The organism is Microbispora sp. ATCC PTA-5024, assembly GCF_000511135.2.
GTDB lineage: Bacteria > Actinomycetota > Actinomycetes > Streptosporangiales > Streptosporangiaceae > Microbispora > Microbispora corallina.
In genome coordinates this window covers 913,392-928,941 of record NZ_KI866522.1, presented here as the reverse complement: position 1 = coordinate 928,941, position 15,550 = coordinate 913,392, and the positions used below count along the sequence as shown (strand labels likewise).

Below are 15,550 nucleotides of genomic sequence, written 5' to 3'. Positions count from 1 at the left end.
GGGGTCCGCGCGCCCGCGGCCCTGTGCGGGGCGACGGCGGCGGGCGGCGCCGCCTGGGCGGGCGAGGTCGTGACCAGCGGGGACGCGAGAAGTGCGAGGGCGGCGGCAGCGGCGAACGGGACGCGCGCACGCGGGAGCTGGGGGGGCACCATGCCCGGAACGTACTGGCGAGTCTCCCCTCGTGCAAGGTTTTGCTGAAACTTCCAGAAACATTGCAGCCGTTCCGTGACCCACCGCCGTAACAGGCTCGAAACCTGTGTCCGACACTGTTGGTGTCGCACAAGGTGGAGGTGATGGGGGATGTTGCTGCGGCTGCGCGTCTCGCTCCCCGACCGGCCCGGAGTGCTCGGCCAGGTGGCGCGCGCGTTCGGGGTGATGGGAGCCGACATCCTGCAGGTGACGGTGCTCGAACGGCAGTCGGGCCGGGCGGTGGACGACTTCACCGTCTCGTGGTCGGGGCTGTTCGAGCCCGGCGAGCTGCGCGAGCGGATCGGCGTCGTCCCCGGCACGCGGGTCGAGGCCGTGTGGCCGACCCGCGAGGCGCCCGGCACCAGCCCCGACTACGACCTGCTCGGGCACGTGGCGGGGGAGCCCGACCGGGCGTACCTCGCGCTCGTGGACGCCGTCCCCGATCTCGTCAGCGCGGAGTGGGCGGTCGCGGTCGACAGCTCCACCGGGGAGGTCGTGCACGGCAGCTGGCAGGCGCCGGAGACCGTGCCCGCCGCCGACCTCACCCCCCTGCGGCCGGCCTCGTTCAGCGAGGGCGGCCTTCATCTCGTCAGCGTGCCGATGGACGGCGTGCATCTGGTGGTGGCGCGGTCACAGGGGCCCGCGTTCCACCGGGCCGAGGTGGACAAGGTCGTCCGCCTCGTCGAGATCGTCTCCGTGCTCGCCCGGGCGGGGGTGAGCCGTACGGCGTGAACCCCGCCCAGACGACGAGGACTAGCGCCGCGGCGGGTCGATCCGGGCGCCGGTCTGGGTGAACAGCATGAGGCGGGAGACGTCGACGGCGACCCGCCCGTGCTCGCCGGCCCGCCAGACGGGGCGGCTGCCCAGCCGGACGATCAGGTCGGCGCGACGGTGCGTGCCGGACGTCACGGACGGCGGCGGCCCGGCCACCTCCTCTTCCTCCGCGGCGGAGGGGCTCAGCAGCCGGCGCATCATGGAACGGGCCTTGCCGTTCATCCCGGCCTGGCTCCCGTTGACATGGCCGCGGCGCCGGTCCGGCGGCTCCGGCACATGGACGGCGGGGATGCCGGCCTCGAGGTAGGCCAGCCACTCGTGCCCGTGGTACTCCAGCGTCCGCACCCGGCCGAAGAACGTCGGCCCCTCGGTCCTCTCCGGCACCGGCATCAGCGCGTCCGGGCGGATGCCGACGATGATCTGCATGCCGGTGTGCTGTGACACAGCGTAAGCACGTGGATCGGTCCAGGGCATGGTGATCTGGTGCGTGCCGAAGTCGAGCAGGATGAACTGGTTCTGGGGCGTGCGGACCGTGGCCGCCAGCAGGTTGAGCTGCTGCGAGCTGAGGAACGCCGCCGTGAACGCCGTCGCCGGGTCGTTGTAGACCTGCGCCGGCGTCCCGATGTCCTGCAGCACGCCGCGGTTCATGATGGCGATGCGGTCCGCCAGCGTGAGCGCCTCGACCTGGTCGTGCGTCACATAGATGGTGGTGACGCCGAGGGCGCGGACGAGGGAGGAGATCTCCATCCGCAGCTCGGTGCGCATGCCCGCGTCGAGGTTCGACAGCGGCTCGTCCATCAGGAACAGGGACGGCTGGCGCACGATCGCGCGGCCCATCGCGACCCGCTGGCGCTGGCCGCCGGACAGCGTCCCCGGACGCCGGTCCAGCGTCTCGTCGATGTGCAGCGCCCGCGACAGCTCGACCACCCGCTCCTTGACCAACGCCGGGTCGGCCTTGGCGATCTCCAGCGGGAAGGACAGGTTCCCGCGGACGGTCCGGTGGGGGTAGAGCGCCCCGTTCTGGAAGACCATCGCCACGTCCCGGTCCCGGGGCGCGAGATGGTTGGCGAGCTTGCCCCCGAGCCAGAGGTCGCCGGCCGTGATCTCCTCCAAGCCGGCGATCATGCGGAGCAGCGTGGACTTACCGCAGCCCGACGGCCCGAGCAGGACGAGGAACTCCCCCTCGTCGGCCCGGAGGTTCATGCGGTCCACGGCGAGGTAACCCCCCGGGTAGACCTTCGTCACATTGTCGAGGACGACGGTGCTCATGCAAGCTCGTTCCTCCCGGGCAGGCACGCCCGGATCCCCAGCCTTCGGTGTGATTGATGAGGTAGTACATCGCGTTGCGGGCACCCGTGTCCATACGTGTCGTGAAGAATCCGGCATCTGCTCGCAACTTACGGTTACTGCAAACTTTCCCTATTTGAAAGTCTTTTGTCAGGGCCCGCTCATGAGCTTCGGAGGGCGTCCGGCGGACCGTCAAAGGTAACGAATTTGCTGAAAGTTTCTGTAAGGGCTTTCACGGGGGCGCGCCTCGCTGTACGTTCCGCCATAAATCCCCCTGAGCAAGGAGTGCACCACACATGCGGCGAGTCATCCCGGCCGCGGCGGTCGCCGCGGCGCTCGCCCTGGCGGTCTCCGCCTGCGGCAGCAGTTCCGACACGAGTTCCGCCCCGGCCACGAGCGTCGCCCCGGACCAGGTCTCGGGCCAGGTCACCTGGTGGGACACCTCCGACGCCACCAACGAGGCCCCGGCCTTCCAGGACCTGATCAAGGACTTCGAGGCCAAGTACCCGAAGATCAAGGTGAACTACGTCAACGTGCCGTTCGCCAACGCGCGCGACAAGTTCAAGACGGCCGCGCAGTCGGGGGCCGGGGCGCCCGACGTGCTGCGGACCGACGTCGGCTGGGTCTCGGAGTTCGCCTCGCTGGGCTACCTCGCGCCGCTGGACGGCACCCCCGCGCTGGTCAAGCCCGAGGAGTTCCTCGCCTCGCCCGCCGCCAGCGGCAAGTTCAACGGCAAGACGTACGGCGTGCCGCAGGTGACCGACACCCTGGGCCTCCTGTACAACAAGGAGCTACTGAAGAAGGCGGGCTACGACGCCCCTCCGGCCACCATGGCCGACCTGAAGAAGGTCGCCCTCGACGTCAAGTCCAAGACGGGGGCCGACGGTCTCGCGCTGAACGTGGACGCCTACTTCCTGCTGCCGTTCATCTACGGCGAGGGCGGCGACTTCGTGGACGTGCCGAACAAGAAGATCACCATCTCCTCGCCGCAGTCCGTCGCGGGGGTGAAGATCGTCGAGGACCTGATCGCGTCCGGCGCGACGGCCAAGCCGGCCCTGCAGGACAGCTACACGAACGCGGAGACCGCCTTCAAGGACGGCAAGGTCGCCATGATCTTCAACGGGCCGTGGTCGAACTCCGACAACCTGGGCGGCAAGGTCTTCAAGGACAACCCGGACAACTTCGGGGTGGCTCCGGTCCCGGCCGGGTCGGTGAAGTCGGGCGCGCCGGTCGGCGGGCACGACTACACGGTCTACGCCGGTTCGAAGAACCTCGCCGCGTCCTACCTGTTCGTGGCGTTCATGGACTCGGCCGAGAACCAGGCCAAGATCGCGGGCAAGCTGGGCCTGCTGCCCACCCGCCAGCCGGCCTACAGCTCGCCGGAGGCCACGGCCAACCCGAAGATCGCCCAGTGGCAGAAGCCGATGGAGTCGGCCGTCGAGCGCCCGTGGATCCCGGAGGCGGCCTCCCTGTTCCAGCCGCTGGTCGACGGCTACCAGAAGCTGGCCGCCGGGCAGACGGCCACCGAGCCCATGCTGAAGGACGTCGCCACCGCCTACCAGGGCATCCTCAAGGGCTGGAGCCTGTGACCGATGGCGGCTGACGTCGTCGCGGCGAGGAGGGCCGCGCCCCGCTCCGGGGCGCGGCGTCTCCTGTCGCGCCACTGGTACGCCTGGGCGATGGTCGCGCCGGTCGTCATCGTGACGCTGGTGCTGGTCGGCTACCCCCTCGTCCGCGGCGTCTACCTGTCGCTCACCGACGCGACCGAGGCGACCATGGGCCGCACGATCGGGATGAACGTGATCCCCGCGACGTACGAGTTCGTGGGGCTGCGCAACTACGCCGACATCCTGACGTCGTCCACGTTCCTCGGCCGGCTGGCGTGGACCGTCGTCTGGACCCTCGTGTGCGTCGCCCTGCACGTGGGCATCGGGCTCGGCCTCGCGCTGCTGCTGAACCGGCCGATGCGGCTGCGGGCGCTGTACCGCATGCTGCTCGTGCTGCCGTGGGCCGTCCCGGCGTTCGTGTCCGCGTTCATCTGGCGCTACCTGCTGAACGGCGAGTTCGGCGTGGTCAACGCGATGCTCAGGGCCGCCGGGTTCGCCGGGATCAGCTGGCTCGACGACCCGTTCTGGGCCAAGGTCTCGGTCATCGCGTGCAACGTCTGGCTCGGCGTGCCGTTCATGATGCTCGCCCTGCTCGGCGGGCTGCAGGGGATCCCGCGCGAGCTGTACGAGGCCGCCGAGGTGGACGGCGCCTCGGCCTGGCAGCGGTTCCGGCACATCACGGTCCCCGGGCTGCGCCCCGTCCTGAGCACGGTGGTGCTGCTCGGCACGATCTGGACGTTCAACCAGTTCCCGGTCATCTTCCTGCTCACCCGCGGAGGGCCGGCCGGGTCAACGGAGATCCTCGTGACGTACGCCTACCGGCAGGCCTTCGAGGGCATCAGGGACTACGCCGGCTCCGCGGCGTGGGGCCTGGTCATCCTCGCCCTGCTCGTGGTCATGGCCACGGTCTACCGCCGGGCCCTCCGTCAGCAGGGGGAGGCGTGGTGAGCCCGGCCGCGGCCCCGCCCGCCACGCGCGCGAAGGCCGGGGGACGGGACTCCCGCACGCCGCTGAAGTCGGCCGCCCTGCACCTCACGCTGATCGCGGCGAGCATCGTGTCGGTCTTCCCGGTCGCCTGGCTGGTGCTGACCTCGCTCAAGCCGCGGGCCGTCATCGAGACGGCCTCGGTCTCGCCGATCGAGCAGCCGACGTTCGCCAACTACGCGCAGGTGCTCGGCGAGACCCGGTTCCTCACCTGGGCCGGCAACTCGGTCGTCGTCTCGCTGGCGACCGCGGTGATCAGCGTCCTGCTGTCGGCCAGCACCGGGTACGCCGTGAGCCGGTTCCGCTTCCCCGGGTTCCGCTCGGTCATGTGGATGCTGCTGGTGATCCAGATGTTCCCGGTGGCCATCCTGATCGTGCCGATCTACAACCTCATGGCCGGCCTCGGGCTGATCAACCAGCTGCCCTCGCTGGTCATCACCTACCTCACCACGACCATCCCGTTCTGCGCCTGGATGATGAAGGGCTACTTCGACACGGTCCCGGCGTCGATCGACGAGGCGGGACGGGTGGACGGCCTGACCCCGTTCGGCACGTTCTGGCGGCTGATCCTGCCGCTGGCCAAACCGGGGCTGGCCGTCGCCGCGTTCTACTCGTTCCTCACCGCCTGGGCCGAGGTCGCGTACGCCACGGCGTTCATGACCGGCGACGACAAGTACACGCTCGCGGTCGGCCTCAGCCAGTTCGTCGGCCAGCACAAGGCGGAGTGGGGGCTGCTCACGGCCGCGTCTGTGCTGATCGCGATCCCGGCGGCCGCCGTGTTCCTGCTCGTCCAGCGCCATCTCGTGACCGGCCTCACGTCCGGCGCCACGAAGGCGTGACCCTATATGAGAATCGGGGGATCCCCATGACCGAAGTCGCCGTCCAGTCGCCGGCGGTCGCCACCCGATGGTGGCGTGACGCCGTCATCTACCAGGTGTACGTGCGCAGCTTCGCCGACGGCAACGGCGACGGCGTGGGGGACCTCCCGGGGGTGCGCAGCCGCCTGCCGTACCTGGCCGAGCTCGGTGCGGACGCCGTCTGGCTGACCCCGTTCTACCCCTCGCCCATGGCCGACTTCGGGTACGACGTGGCGGACTACCGCGACGTCGACCCGATCTTCGGCTCGCTCGCCGACGCCACGGCGCTGATCGAGGAGGCCCACGCGCTGGGCCTGCGGATCATCGTGGACGTCGTGCCGAACCACACCTCCGACCGGCATCCCTGGTTCGCGGCCGCCCTGGCCGCCGGGCCGGGCGGCCGCGAGCGGGAGCGCTACATCTTCCGGGACGGCAAGGGCCCGGACGGCGCGCTCCCGCCGAACGACTGGGAGTCCATCTTCGGCGGCCCCGCCTGGACCCGGGTTCCCGACGGCCAGTGGTACCTCCACCTGTTCGCGCCCGAGCAGCCCGACCTCAACTGGGAGCACCCCGAGGTGCACGCCGAGTTCGCCGACGTGCTGCGGTTCTGGCTCGACCTCGGGGTGGACGGCTTCCGGATCGACGTGGCGCACGGCATGGTCAAGGCGCCCGGCCTGCCGGACGTCGGGCGGCTCGGCCAGGCCGAGCTGATCGGCGCCCAGGTCGTGCCGTTCTTCGACCAGGACGGCGTGCACGAGATCCACCGGTCGTGGCGCCGGATCCTCGACTCCTACGACGGGGAGCGGATCGGCGTCGCCGAGGCGTGGGCGCCCTCGCCGGAGCGGCTGGCCAACTACGTCCGGCCCGACGAGCTGCACCAGGCGTTCAACTTCCACTTCCTGAAGACCCCGTGGGACGCGACCCGCTTCCGCGCGGTGGTCGACGAGTCGCTGCGCACGGCCGCCCTGGTCGGCGCCCCCTCGACGTGGGTGCTGTCCAACCACGACGTGAAGCGCCACGTCACCCGGTACGGCGGAGGGGAGCGCGGCCTGCGCCGGGCCAGGGCCGCCGCGATGCTGATGTTCGCGCTGCCCGGCTCGGCGTACGTCTACCAGGGTGAGGAGCTCGGGCTGCCGGAGGTGCTCGACCTGCCCGAGCACTACCTGCGCGACCCGCAGCGGCTGCGCGACCCCGACAGCGGGCGCGACGGCTGCCGGGTGCCGCTGCCGTGGACGGCCGCCGGCGACCCCACGCTCGGCTTCGCCCCTCCCGGCATCTACGAGAGCTGGCTCCCGGTGCCTCCGGGGTGGCGGGACCTCAGCGTCGAGGCCCAGCAGCGCGACGGCGCCTCCACCCTCGCCCTCTACCGCGCGGCCCTGACGATGCGGCGCGAGCACCCGGGCCTCGGCGACGGCACGCTGACCTGGCTGGACGGGCCGCCCGGCACGCTCGCCTTCACCCGCGGGCACGGGTTCACGTTCCTGATGAACATGACGCCGGAGTGGGTCGAGATCGGGCCGGCCCCCGGCGAGCTGCTGCTGGCCAGCGGCGGGCCGGACACGGCCGGCGGCGTCGTCAGGCTCGCGCCCGACTCGGCCACCTGGTGGGCGGCCGGAACGGATCGGTGAGGGCCCGCGGGACACCCGCAACGGCAGAAGATCTGAGGGGCACGACCTAAAGTGATGCTCATGAACAACACGCGGCTCGCGGACATCGCGGCTCAGGCGGGAGTCAGCGAGGCGACGGTGAGCCGGGTGCTGAACGGCAAGGCGGGAGTGTCGGCCTCCACCCGCCAGGCCGTGCTGACCGCGCTCGACCTGATGGGGTACGAACGCCCGCAGCGGCTGCGCCAGCGCAGCAACGGCCTGATCGGCCTGGTCATCCCCGAACTGGGCAACCCGATCTTCCCGGCCTTCGCCCAGGCGGTGGAGAAGGCGCTCACCCAGCACGGCTACACCCCGATCCTGTGCACCCAGGAGCCGGGCGGCGCCCCCGAGGACGAGTTCACCGAGATGCTGCTCGACCGCGGCGTCTCCGGCATCGTGTTCGTGTCGGGCCTGCACGCCGACACCACCTCCCGGATGGACCGCTACACCCGGCTCACCGACCGGGGCCTGCCGATCGTGCTGGTGGACGGGTACAACGAGGGCATCCCCGCGCCGTTCATCTCGCCCGACGACCGGCTCGCGGCCCGTCTCGCCGTCCAGCACCTGGTCGACCTCGGGCACGAGCGGGTGGGGCTCGCCCTGGGCCAGCGCCGCTTCGTCCCGGTCATCCGCAAGATCGAGGGCTTCCGCCAGACGATGGCCCAGCTTCTCGGGCTGTCCGACGTCGACGAGCTGATCCAGCACTCGCTGTTCTCGGTCGAGGGCGGCCAGGCGGCCGCCGGCGCGCTCATCGACCGCGGCTGCACCGGGATCTTCTGCGCCAGCGACCTCATGGCCCTCGGCGCGATCCGCGCCGCCCGGGAGCGCGGGCTGTCGGTCCCGGGCGACGTGTCGGTGGTCGGGTTCGACGACTCGCCGCTGATGGCGTTCACCGACCCGCCTCTGACGACGGTGCGCAAGCCGATCGGCGCGATGGCCGCGGCCGCCGTCGAGACCCTGCTGGAGGAGATCGGCGGCACCCCTTCCAAGCACGTCGAGCTGGTCTACCAGCCGGAGCTGGTGGTCCGCGGGTCCACCAGCTCGGGCCCGCTCGTCAACCGGTGACCGTCGACGTCCTCGTCGTCGGGGGCTCCGGCGTCGACACCGCCGTCCGGGTCCCCGCGCTGCCCCTGCCGTACGCCGACACCTACGCCGTCCCGCCCGTCCTGGACCGCATCGGCAACACCGGCGCCGGGGTGGCGCTCGGCTGCCACGCCCTCGGCCTGCGGGTGCTGCTGGCCGACCTCGTCGGCGACGACCCGCAGGGCGCGCTCATCCGGTCGCACCTGTCGTCGCGCGGCGTCGGCTTCGCCTTCGCGCTGGCGGAGGCGGGCACCCGGCGCAGCGTCCTGCTCGTCGACCCGGCGGGACGGCGGCTGTCGCTGTTCGACCCGCGGCCGTCGCCGGGTGAGCGGCTGCCCCGCGACCTCTACCTGCCCGCACTCCGCGAGGCTCGGCACGTGCACGTGTCGATCACCGACTTCTGCCGGTACGTCTACGCGGACATCCCGCCGGGCACGCCGACCTCCACCGACCTGCACGACTGGGACGGCGAGAACGACCACCACCGCGACTTCGCCGTCAACTCGGACCTGGTGTTCCTGTCCGCGGCCGCGCTCGGCGCCCGCCGGGACGCGGTCATGCGCTCGATCGCGGACCGCGGGCGCGCCTCGACCGTGGTGTGCACGGACGGCGCCCGGGGATGCCACGTGCTCGACGGGAGCGGCGAGATCCGGCACTTCCCGGCGCAGCCGCTGCCCGGCCCGGTGGCCGACACCAACGGCGCGGGCGACGCGTTCGTCTCCGGATTCCTGTACGGCAGGCTCTCCGGCCGCCCGCTGGAGGAGTGCGTACGGCTGGGCGGGCTCGCCGGGGCGCACGCGTGCACGGTCGAGGGCACCCACGAGGACCCGTGGAAAGGGCCCGCGACCGGCGGGTGAGACGGTCGCGGGCCCGAAATCCATGAACGTGGTGCCGGGTCGCGGCCACGAGCATGGCCGCCGGCTCCGCCGAGGGAGGGTGGCTCGGCCGGCGAGGTCTGGAGGGTGCCGGTCAGGGGCGCAGCGTGGCCGCCTCCGCCGCCAGCTTCTCGATCCGCCCGAAGTCGCCGGAGGCCAGGGCGTCGGCGGGGGTCAGCCAGCTTCCGCCGACGCAGCCGACGTTCGGCAGTGCCAGATAGGACGGCGCGTTCCGCGGAGTGACGCCGCCGGTCGGGCAGAAGCGGACGTCGGGGAGCGGCCCGCCCAGCGACTTGAGGTAGGCGACGCCGCCCGCGGCCTCCGCCGGGAAGAACTTCATCTCCTTCACGCCGCGCTCGGCCAGCGTCATCGCCTCGGTGGCGGTCGCGGCGCCCGGGAGGAACGGCACGCCGGAGCCGAGCAGCGCGGCCAGCAGGGCCGGGGTGGTGCCGGGGGAGACCAGGAAGCGGGCGCCCGCCTCGACGGCCGCCTCGACGTCGTCCGGGGTGCGGACCGTGCCGGCGCCCACCACGGCCTCGGGCACCTCGGCGGCCACCCGCCGCACCGCCTCCAGCGCGGCCGGGGTGCGCAGCGTGATCTCGATCACCGGCAGCCCGCCCGTGACCAGCGCGCGGGCGAGGGGGACGGCGGTCTCCGCGTCGTCGACGACCACGACGGGCACCACGGGGGCGAGATCGAGAAGGCTCATACCAGCTCCACATTAGAGGAAACCTGGGCGAGCCAGGCGGCCGCCCCGGTGAGCGCGGGGTGCTCCGCGACGATCAGCGAGGTGGCGACGGCCGAGAGGTAGGGCGACAGCGCGGGGGCCGCCGTCTCGAACCGGGCGCGGAAGGCGCCGCCACCGATCCGGTCCGCCAGGCGGGGCAGCACGCCGCCGCCGAGGTAGACCCCGCCGCGCGCGCCCAGCGTCAGCGCCACCCCGCCGGCGAAGCCGCCGAGCATCGCCAGGAACACCTCGACGGTCTCCAGGCAGAGCGGGTCGGCCGACGCGGTCACCTCGGCCGCCGTGCCCGCGACCGGCGCCACGCCGCGGACCAGCGCGAGCCCACGGTGGAGGCGGGCCAGCCCGGGGCCGGACAGCAGGTGCTCGGCGTCCACGTACGGCAGGCCGTCCGCGCGCAGCGCGCGGACGATCTCCATCTCCAGGTCGGTCACGGCGGGGGCGGCGACGTGCCCGCCCTCCCCGGGCACCGGCGCCCAACCGCCGGGCACGGGCACCAGGCCGCCGACCCCGAGGCCCGTCCCGGGCCCGAGCACGGCCTTGGCCAGCCGGGCCGACGGCGGGGGGCCGCCGAGCGGCACGAGGTCGTCTCCCGCGAGGTGCGGCAGCGAGATCGCGAGCGCCTCGAAGTCGTTGAGCAGCACCGCGCGGGGGATGCCCAGGTCGAGGACGGACCCGGCCCATGCCGCGTTCGTCAGCCGGTACCGGTCCCTGTCGACCGGACCGGCGATCGCCAGACACGCGGCCTCCGGCCGAACTCCGCCCGCATGGTCTGCGAGATAGGCGGCTACGGCATCGGCAAGGCCGTGATGCTGGGACACGTTCAGTACGGCTACCGCCTCCGGCTGCCCGGCGGGCCTGGTGACCAAACCGAACCGGGCGTTGGTGCCGCCGATGTCGGCGACGAGCCACGGGAGGTTCACGCCACGTCCCCGAACACGCTCGCCCCCCGCTCGGCGGGGCCGACGGTGCGGCGGAAGGAGGCGAACAGCTCACGGCCCGTCCCCGCCCACAGCTCGTCGGGCAGGGGAGCGCCCTCCGGAGTGCGTGCGGACAGGTCGGCGAGGACGGTCAGGGTCCCGGCGGCCGAGTCGAGGCGGATCACGTCGCCGTCGCGCACCAGCGCGATCGGCCCCCCGTCGGCCGCCTCGGGGGACAGGTGGATGGCGGCCGGGACCTTGCCCGACGCGCCCGACATGCGGCCGTCGGTGACGATCGCCACCTTCCGGCCGCGGTCGAGTAAGACCGCCAGCGGCGGCGTGAGCTTGTGCAGCTCCGGCATGCCGTTGGCCCGCGGGCCCTGGTAGCGGACGACCGCGACGAAGTCCTGGTCGTCCAGCTCGCCGGCCTCGAACGCCCGCAGCAGGTCGAGCTGGTCGTCGAACACCTTGGCCGGGGCCTCGATCACCAGGTGCTCGGGCTTGACGGCCGACACCTTCGACACGGCCCGGCCCAGGTTGCCGTCCAGGATGTGGATGCCGCCGTCGGCGGAGAACGGGTCGGCGACCGGCCGTAGCACGTCGAGGTCGCCGCTGCCCTCGGCCCGCTCCTCCCACACCAGGGCGCCCTCCTTGAGCGCGGGCTCGGTCCGGTACAGCCCGAGGCCGCGCCCGGCCACCGTGAGCACGTCGGCGTGCAGGAGTCCCGCGTCGAGCAGGTCCCCGATGAAGACCGGCATGCCGCCCGCGGCCTGGAAGTGGTTCACGTCGGCCTGGCCGTTCGGGTACATCCGGGTGAGCAGCGGCACGACCTTGGACAGGTCGGCCATGTCATCCCAGGTCAGCTCGATCCCGGCGGCGGCCGCCATCGCGACCAGGTGCATCGTGTGGTTGGTCGAGCCGCCGGAGGCGAGCAGGGCCACCACCGCGTTGACGATCGCCTTCTCGTCGACGACCTCGCCCACGGGCGTGTACTCGGCGCCGTGCGGGGAGATCTCGACGGCCCGGCGGCCGGCCGCCGCGGTCAGCGCGTGCCGCAGCTCGGTGTGCGGGTTGACGAACGTCGCGCCCGGCAGGTGGAGGCCCATGACCTCCATGAGCAGCTGGTTCGAGTTCGCCGTGCCGTAGAAGGTGCAGGTGCCGGGGGAGTGGTAGGACGCCGCCTCGGCGTCCAGCATCTCCAGCCGGGTGATCGCGCCCTCGGCGAAGTGCTGCCGCGCCCGCGCCTTGACCTTGTTCGGCAGGCCGGAGGTCATCGGACCGGCCGGGACGAAGACCGCCGGCAGGTGGCCGAACCGCAGGGCGCCGACGAGCAGGCCGGGGACGATCTTGTCGCACACGCCCAGCAGGAGCGCGGCGTCGAACATGTCGTGCGACAGCGCGATCGCCGTCGCCATGGCGATCACGTCGCGGCTGTAGAGCGACAGCTGCATCCCTGCGCGGCCCTGGGTGATGCCGTCGCACATGGCCGGTACGCCGCCCGCCACCTGGGCGACGCCGCCCGCCGTACGGACCGCCCGCTTCAGCTCCGGCGGGTAGGTCTCGTACGGCTGGTGGGCAGAGAGCATGTCGTTGTACGAGGTGACGATGGCGACGCCGGGCTTGGCCGACCCGCGCAGGTCGATCTTGTCCTCGGCGGGCGCGGCGGCGAAGCCGTGGGCGAGGTTGGCGCAGCCGAGACGGCCGCGGGCCGGGCCCCGCTCGCGCAGCTCCTGGCCGGCCCGGCCGATCCGGTCGAGGTAGGCCCGGCGGCGGTCGCGGCTGCGCGCGCGGACCCGCTCGGTGACCTCGGCGATCACACGGTTCGTCACGGCAGGTCCTCCTCGTGCCAGGCTCGGTCGCTGCGGGCCAGCAGTTCGTGGGCCCCGGCCGGGCCCGCGGTCCCGGCGGGGTACGGCTCGGGCAGCATCCCCGAGCCGTTCCAGTGGTCCATGATCGGATCGATCCAGCGCCAGGCGGCCTCGACCTCGTCGCGCCGCATGAACAGCGTGGGGTTGCCGGACATCACGTCCATGAGCAGCCGCTCGTACGCGTCGGGGACGCGGGCGCTGAAGGTGTCGGCGAAGCTCAGGCTCAGCGGCACCGGCCGCAGCACGACGTCGCCCGCGCCCGGCTCCTTCGCCATGAGCCGCAGGTGGATGCCCTCGCTCGGCTGGAGCCGCAGCACGAGCCGGTTGGGCGAGGCGCCCGGGAAGATGGAGTGCGGCACGTCCTTGAACTGCACCACGATCTCCGACCGCCGGGCCGGCAGTCGCTTGCCGCTGCGCAGGTAGAAGGGCACGCCGGCCCAGCGCCAGTTGCGCACCTCGGCGCGTACGGCGGCGAACGTCTCGACCCGCAGGGACTCCGCCGTCGGCTGGTTCTTGTCGGGCTCGTCCAGGTAGCCGGGGACCTCGGCGGCGTCCGCCCGGCCCGCCGTGTACTGCCCGCGGACCGTGAACCGGTCGACCTCGGAGCCCACGATCGGCCGCAGCGACTGCAGCACCTTGACCTTCTCGTCGCGGACGGCCTCCCGGTCGTTGCGGGACGGCGGCTCCATGGCCACCAGGCACAGCAACTGGAGGAGGTGGTTCTGCACCATGTCGCGCAGGGCGCCGGCCTGGTCGTAGTAGCCACGGCGGCCCGGCGTGCCGACGGTCTCCGCCACCGTGATCTGGACGTGGTCGATCCACAGCGAGTTCCAGATCGGCTCGAGGAACGCGTTGGCGAACCGGAGCACGAGCAGGTTCTGGACCGTCTCCTTGCCCAGGTAGTGGTCGATCCGGAAGATCTGCGACTCGTCGAAGATCGCGCCGACCTCGTCGTTGATCGCCTGGGCGCTCGCCAGGTCGCGGCCGAGCGGCTTCTCCAGCACCACCCGCGACAGCGGCGTCACCAGCCCGGCCTCCCGGGCTCCCCGGCAGAACGCGCCGAACGTCATGGGCGGGCTGGCCAGGTAGAAGATCCGGTCGCGGTCCTCGTGGCCGTCCAGGAGCCCGGCGACCCCCCGCCAGCCCTCGGGCGCCGCGATGTCGACCGTCCGGTGGTGCAGCCTGCGGAGGAAGCCGTCCCAGCCCTCGCCCCCGCTCAGGGCGGGGCGGACCTCCGCGTCGACCTTCCCCCGGTAGTCCGCGTCGTCCAGCCCGCCGCGCGACAGCGCGATGACGCGGCTGTCGGGGTGGAGCCGTCCGTCGCGGTGGCTGTGGAACAGCGCAGGCAGCAGCTTGCGCATCGCCAGGTCACCGGTGCCGCCGAAGATGATCAGGTCGGCGGGCCGGGCCGTGCCGTTCGAAAGGTCGGGCATGAGGGGGACAGTAGCGGGAAGATATGCGACTTTTCAAGCCGACTTTTGTAACTTGGGATGAATAAGTCATTGAACTTCGGTAAGCATCTGTGCTTCACTTCTCGTTAATGTCACGACTTGCGACCACCGGCGAGGTCCTCCAGCTCATCCGGAGCGGGGAGGCGGTCACGCGTGCCGACATCGGCCGCATCACGGGCCTGTCGCGCCCGGCCGTCGCCCACCGGATCACCGAGCTGCGCCGCCGGGGGCTCATCATCGAGGACGCCGAAGGCCCGTCGACCGGCGGGCGCCCCCCGGTCCGGCTCCGGTTCGACCAGGCGGGCGGGGTCGTCCCCGTCGCCTCGCTCGGCGCGAGCCGCACCCAGATCGCCCTCTGCGACCTCGCCGGCCAGGTGCTGCTGCGCACCGACCTCGACATCGACGTCGAGGAGGGCCCCGACGTGGTGCTGCCGCTGCTCATGGACACCTGGGAGAAGCTGCTCGACGGGCAGGCCCCGGTCGTGGGCGTCGGCCTCGGCGTGCCCGCCACGGTGGAGTTCGCCGCGGGACGCACCGAGAGCGCCCGCGTGATGGCCAGCTGGACCGGCGTGGTGATCCCGCCGATCATCGCGGAGCGGTTCGCCGTGCCCGTGCTCGTCGACAACGACGTGAACGTCATCGCCATGGGGGAGCACCGCCTGGCCTACGCCTCCGAGCTCGACGACCTGCTGTTCGTGAAGGTCTCGACCCGGATCGGCGCCGGCGTGATCTCCGGCGGGAGCATCCTGCGCGGCGCGCTCGGCGCCGCTGGAGAGATCGGCCACATCCCGGTGCGGGACGGCGGCGGCGTGCTGTGCCGCTGCGGCAACCTCGACTGCGTCGACTCCGTCGCGAGCGGCACCGCGATCCTGCGCGACCTGCGGGCCAAGGGCCGCGACGTGGTCTCGCTCGCCGACGTGACCGCGCTCGTCCGCGCCGGCGACGCCGAGACGATGGCCGTCGTACGGCAGGCCGGGCGGTGGCTGGGCGAGGTCATCTCCGGGGCCGTCAACCTGCTCAACCCGGCCGTCGTCGTGCTCGGCGGCGACGTGGCCGAGATGTTCCAGCCGCTCGTCTCCGGCGTCCGCGAGGTGATCTACCGCAGGTCCACCCAGCTCGCCACCCGCAGCCTGCGGATCGAGCGCAGCCGCCTCGGACCGGGCGCCGGCATCACGGGCTGCGCGCTGATGGTCCTCGACCACGTGCTGTCCGCCGAGGCCGTCGACTCCGCCGCGGTCTGAGCCCCCGCCGGCCCGGCACGCGTCCG

The 15,550-nt window shown here is 72.4% G+C and carries 13 protein-coding genes; 8 read left to right on the top strand and 5 right to left on the bottom strand.

What is annotated here, in order from left to right; translation table 11 throughout:
* Nucleotides 1-300: 300 nt before the first annotated feature.
* Entirely contained in the window at nucleotides 301-921 is a 621-nt protein-coding gene (locus MPTA5024_RS04270) for an amino acid-binding protein (protein WP_036320056.1), read from the top strand.
* Between the two features lie 21 nt (nucleotides 922-942).
* Here the strand turns inward: MPTA5024_RS04270 and MPTA5024_RS04265 are convergent, their stop codons facing one another.
* On the bottom strand, nucleotides 943-2,232 hold the full coding sequence (locus MPTA5024_RS04265; RefSeq protein WP_036320053.1) for an ABC transporter ATP-binding protein: 1,290 nt from the start codon (nucleotides 2,230-2,232) through the stop codon (nucleotides 943-945).
* A gap of 314 nt (nucleotides 2,233-2,546) precedes the next feature.
* Here MPTA5024_RS04265 and MPTA5024_RS04260 point away from each other — a divergent pair, with 314 nt between their 5' ends.
* From MPTA5024_RS04260 to MPTA5024_RS04235, 6 genes are read left to right on the top strand one after another with little or no spacing between them, the layout of a single operon-like run.
* Nucleotides 2,547-3,839, top strand: coding sequence for an extracellular solute-binding protein (locus tag MPTA5024_RS04260; protein WP_036320050.1), 1,293 nt, complete (start codon nucleotides 2,547-2,549; stop codon nucleotides 3,837-3,839).
* 3 nt (nucleotides 3,840-3,842) lie between these two features.
* Complete coding sequence (locus MPTA5024_RS04255) at nucleotides 3,843-4,805, top strand: carbohydrate ABC transporter permease (RefSeq protein WP_036320047.1); 963 nt, start codon at nucleotides 3,843-3,845, stop codon at nucleotides 4,803-4,805.
* Nucleotides 4,802-5,680: a sugar ABC transporter permease gene (locus MPTA5024_RS04250; protein ID WP_036320045.1), complete on the top strand. Its 879-nt coding sequence runs from the start codon at nucleotides 4,802-4,804 to the stop codon at nucleotides 5,678-5,680. Before MPTA5024_RS04255 ends, MPTA5024_RS04250 begins: the two co-directional genes overlap by 4 nt.
* A 26-nt stretch (nucleotides 5,681-5,706) precedes the next feature.
* Complete coding sequence (locus MPTA5024_RS04245; RefSeq protein ID WP_036320043.1) at nucleotides 5,707-7,326, top strand: glycoside hydrolase family 13 protein; 1,620 nt, start codon at nucleotides 5,707-5,709, stop codon at nucleotides 7,324-7,326.
* A 60-nt stretch (nucleotides 7,327-7,386) separates the two neighbouring features.
* The gene (locus tag MPTA5024_RS04240; RefSeq protein WP_036323113.1) at nucleotides 7,387-8,409 is read left to right on the top strand and encodes a LacI family DNA-binding transcriptional regulator; all 1,023 of its coding nucleotides are present in this window, start codon (nucleotides 7,387-7,389) and stop codon (nucleotides 8,407-8,409) included.
* The gene (locus MPTA5024_RS04235) at nucleotides 8,406-9,284 is read left to right on the top strand and encodes a carbohydrate kinase family protein (RefSeq protein WP_036320042.1); all 879 of its coding nucleotides are present in this window, start codon (nucleotides 8,406-8,408) and stop codon (nucleotides 9,282-9,284) included. The genes MPTA5024_RS04240 and MPTA5024_RS04235 overlap by 4 nt, the downstream gene beginning before the upstream one ends.
* 112 nt (nucleotides 9,285-9,396) lie before the next feature.
* Here the strand turns inward: MPTA5024_RS04235 and eda are convergent, their stop codons facing one another.
* Genes eda through zwf form a run of 4 tightly spaced genes read right to left on the bottom strand, consistent with a single transcriptional unit; the run spans nucleotide 9,397 to nucleotide 14,265 of the window.
* Nucleotides 9,397-10,011, bottom strand: a complete 615-nt coding sequence (eda, locus tag MPTA5024_RS04230; protein WP_036320039.1) for a bifunctional 4-hydroxy-2-oxoglutarate aldolase/2-dehydro-3-deoxy-phosphogluconate aldolase — start codon at nucleotides 10,009-10,011, stop codon at nucleotides 9,397-9,399.
* Nucleotides 10,008-10,967, bottom strand: a complete 960-nt coding sequence (locus MPTA5024_RS04225; protein WP_036320037.1) for a glucokinase — start codon at nucleotides 10,965-10,967, stop codon at nucleotides 10,008-10,010. Before MPTA5024_RS04225 ends, eda begins: the two co-directional genes overlap by 4 nt.
* Entirely contained in the window at nucleotides 10,964-12,793 is a 1,830-nt protein-coding gene (gene edd, locus MPTA5024_RS04220) for a phosphogluconate dehydratase (protein WP_051457686.1), read from the bottom strand. Before edd ends, MPTA5024_RS04225 begins: the two co-directional genes overlap by 4 nt.
* Nucleotides 12,790-14,265 (bottom strand): glucose-6-phosphate dehydrogenase, encoded by a 1,476-nt coding sequence (gene zwf / locus MPTA5024_RS04215; RefSeq protein WP_036320035.1) that lies wholly within the window; start codon nucleotides 14,263-14,265, stop codon nucleotides 12,790-12,792. Before zwf ends, edd begins: the two co-directional genes overlap by 4 nt.
* Nucleotides 14,266-14,372: 107 nt before the next feature.
* On the opposite strand from zwf, the gene MPTA5024_RS04210 reads away from it, so the two are divergent.
* Entirely contained in the window at nucleotides 14,373-15,524 is a 1,152-nt protein-coding gene (locus tag MPTA5024_RS04210; RefSeq protein ID WP_036320033.1) for an ROK family transcriptional regulator, read from the top strand.
* The last annotated feature ends 26 nt before the right edge of the window (nucleotides 15,525-15,550 follow it).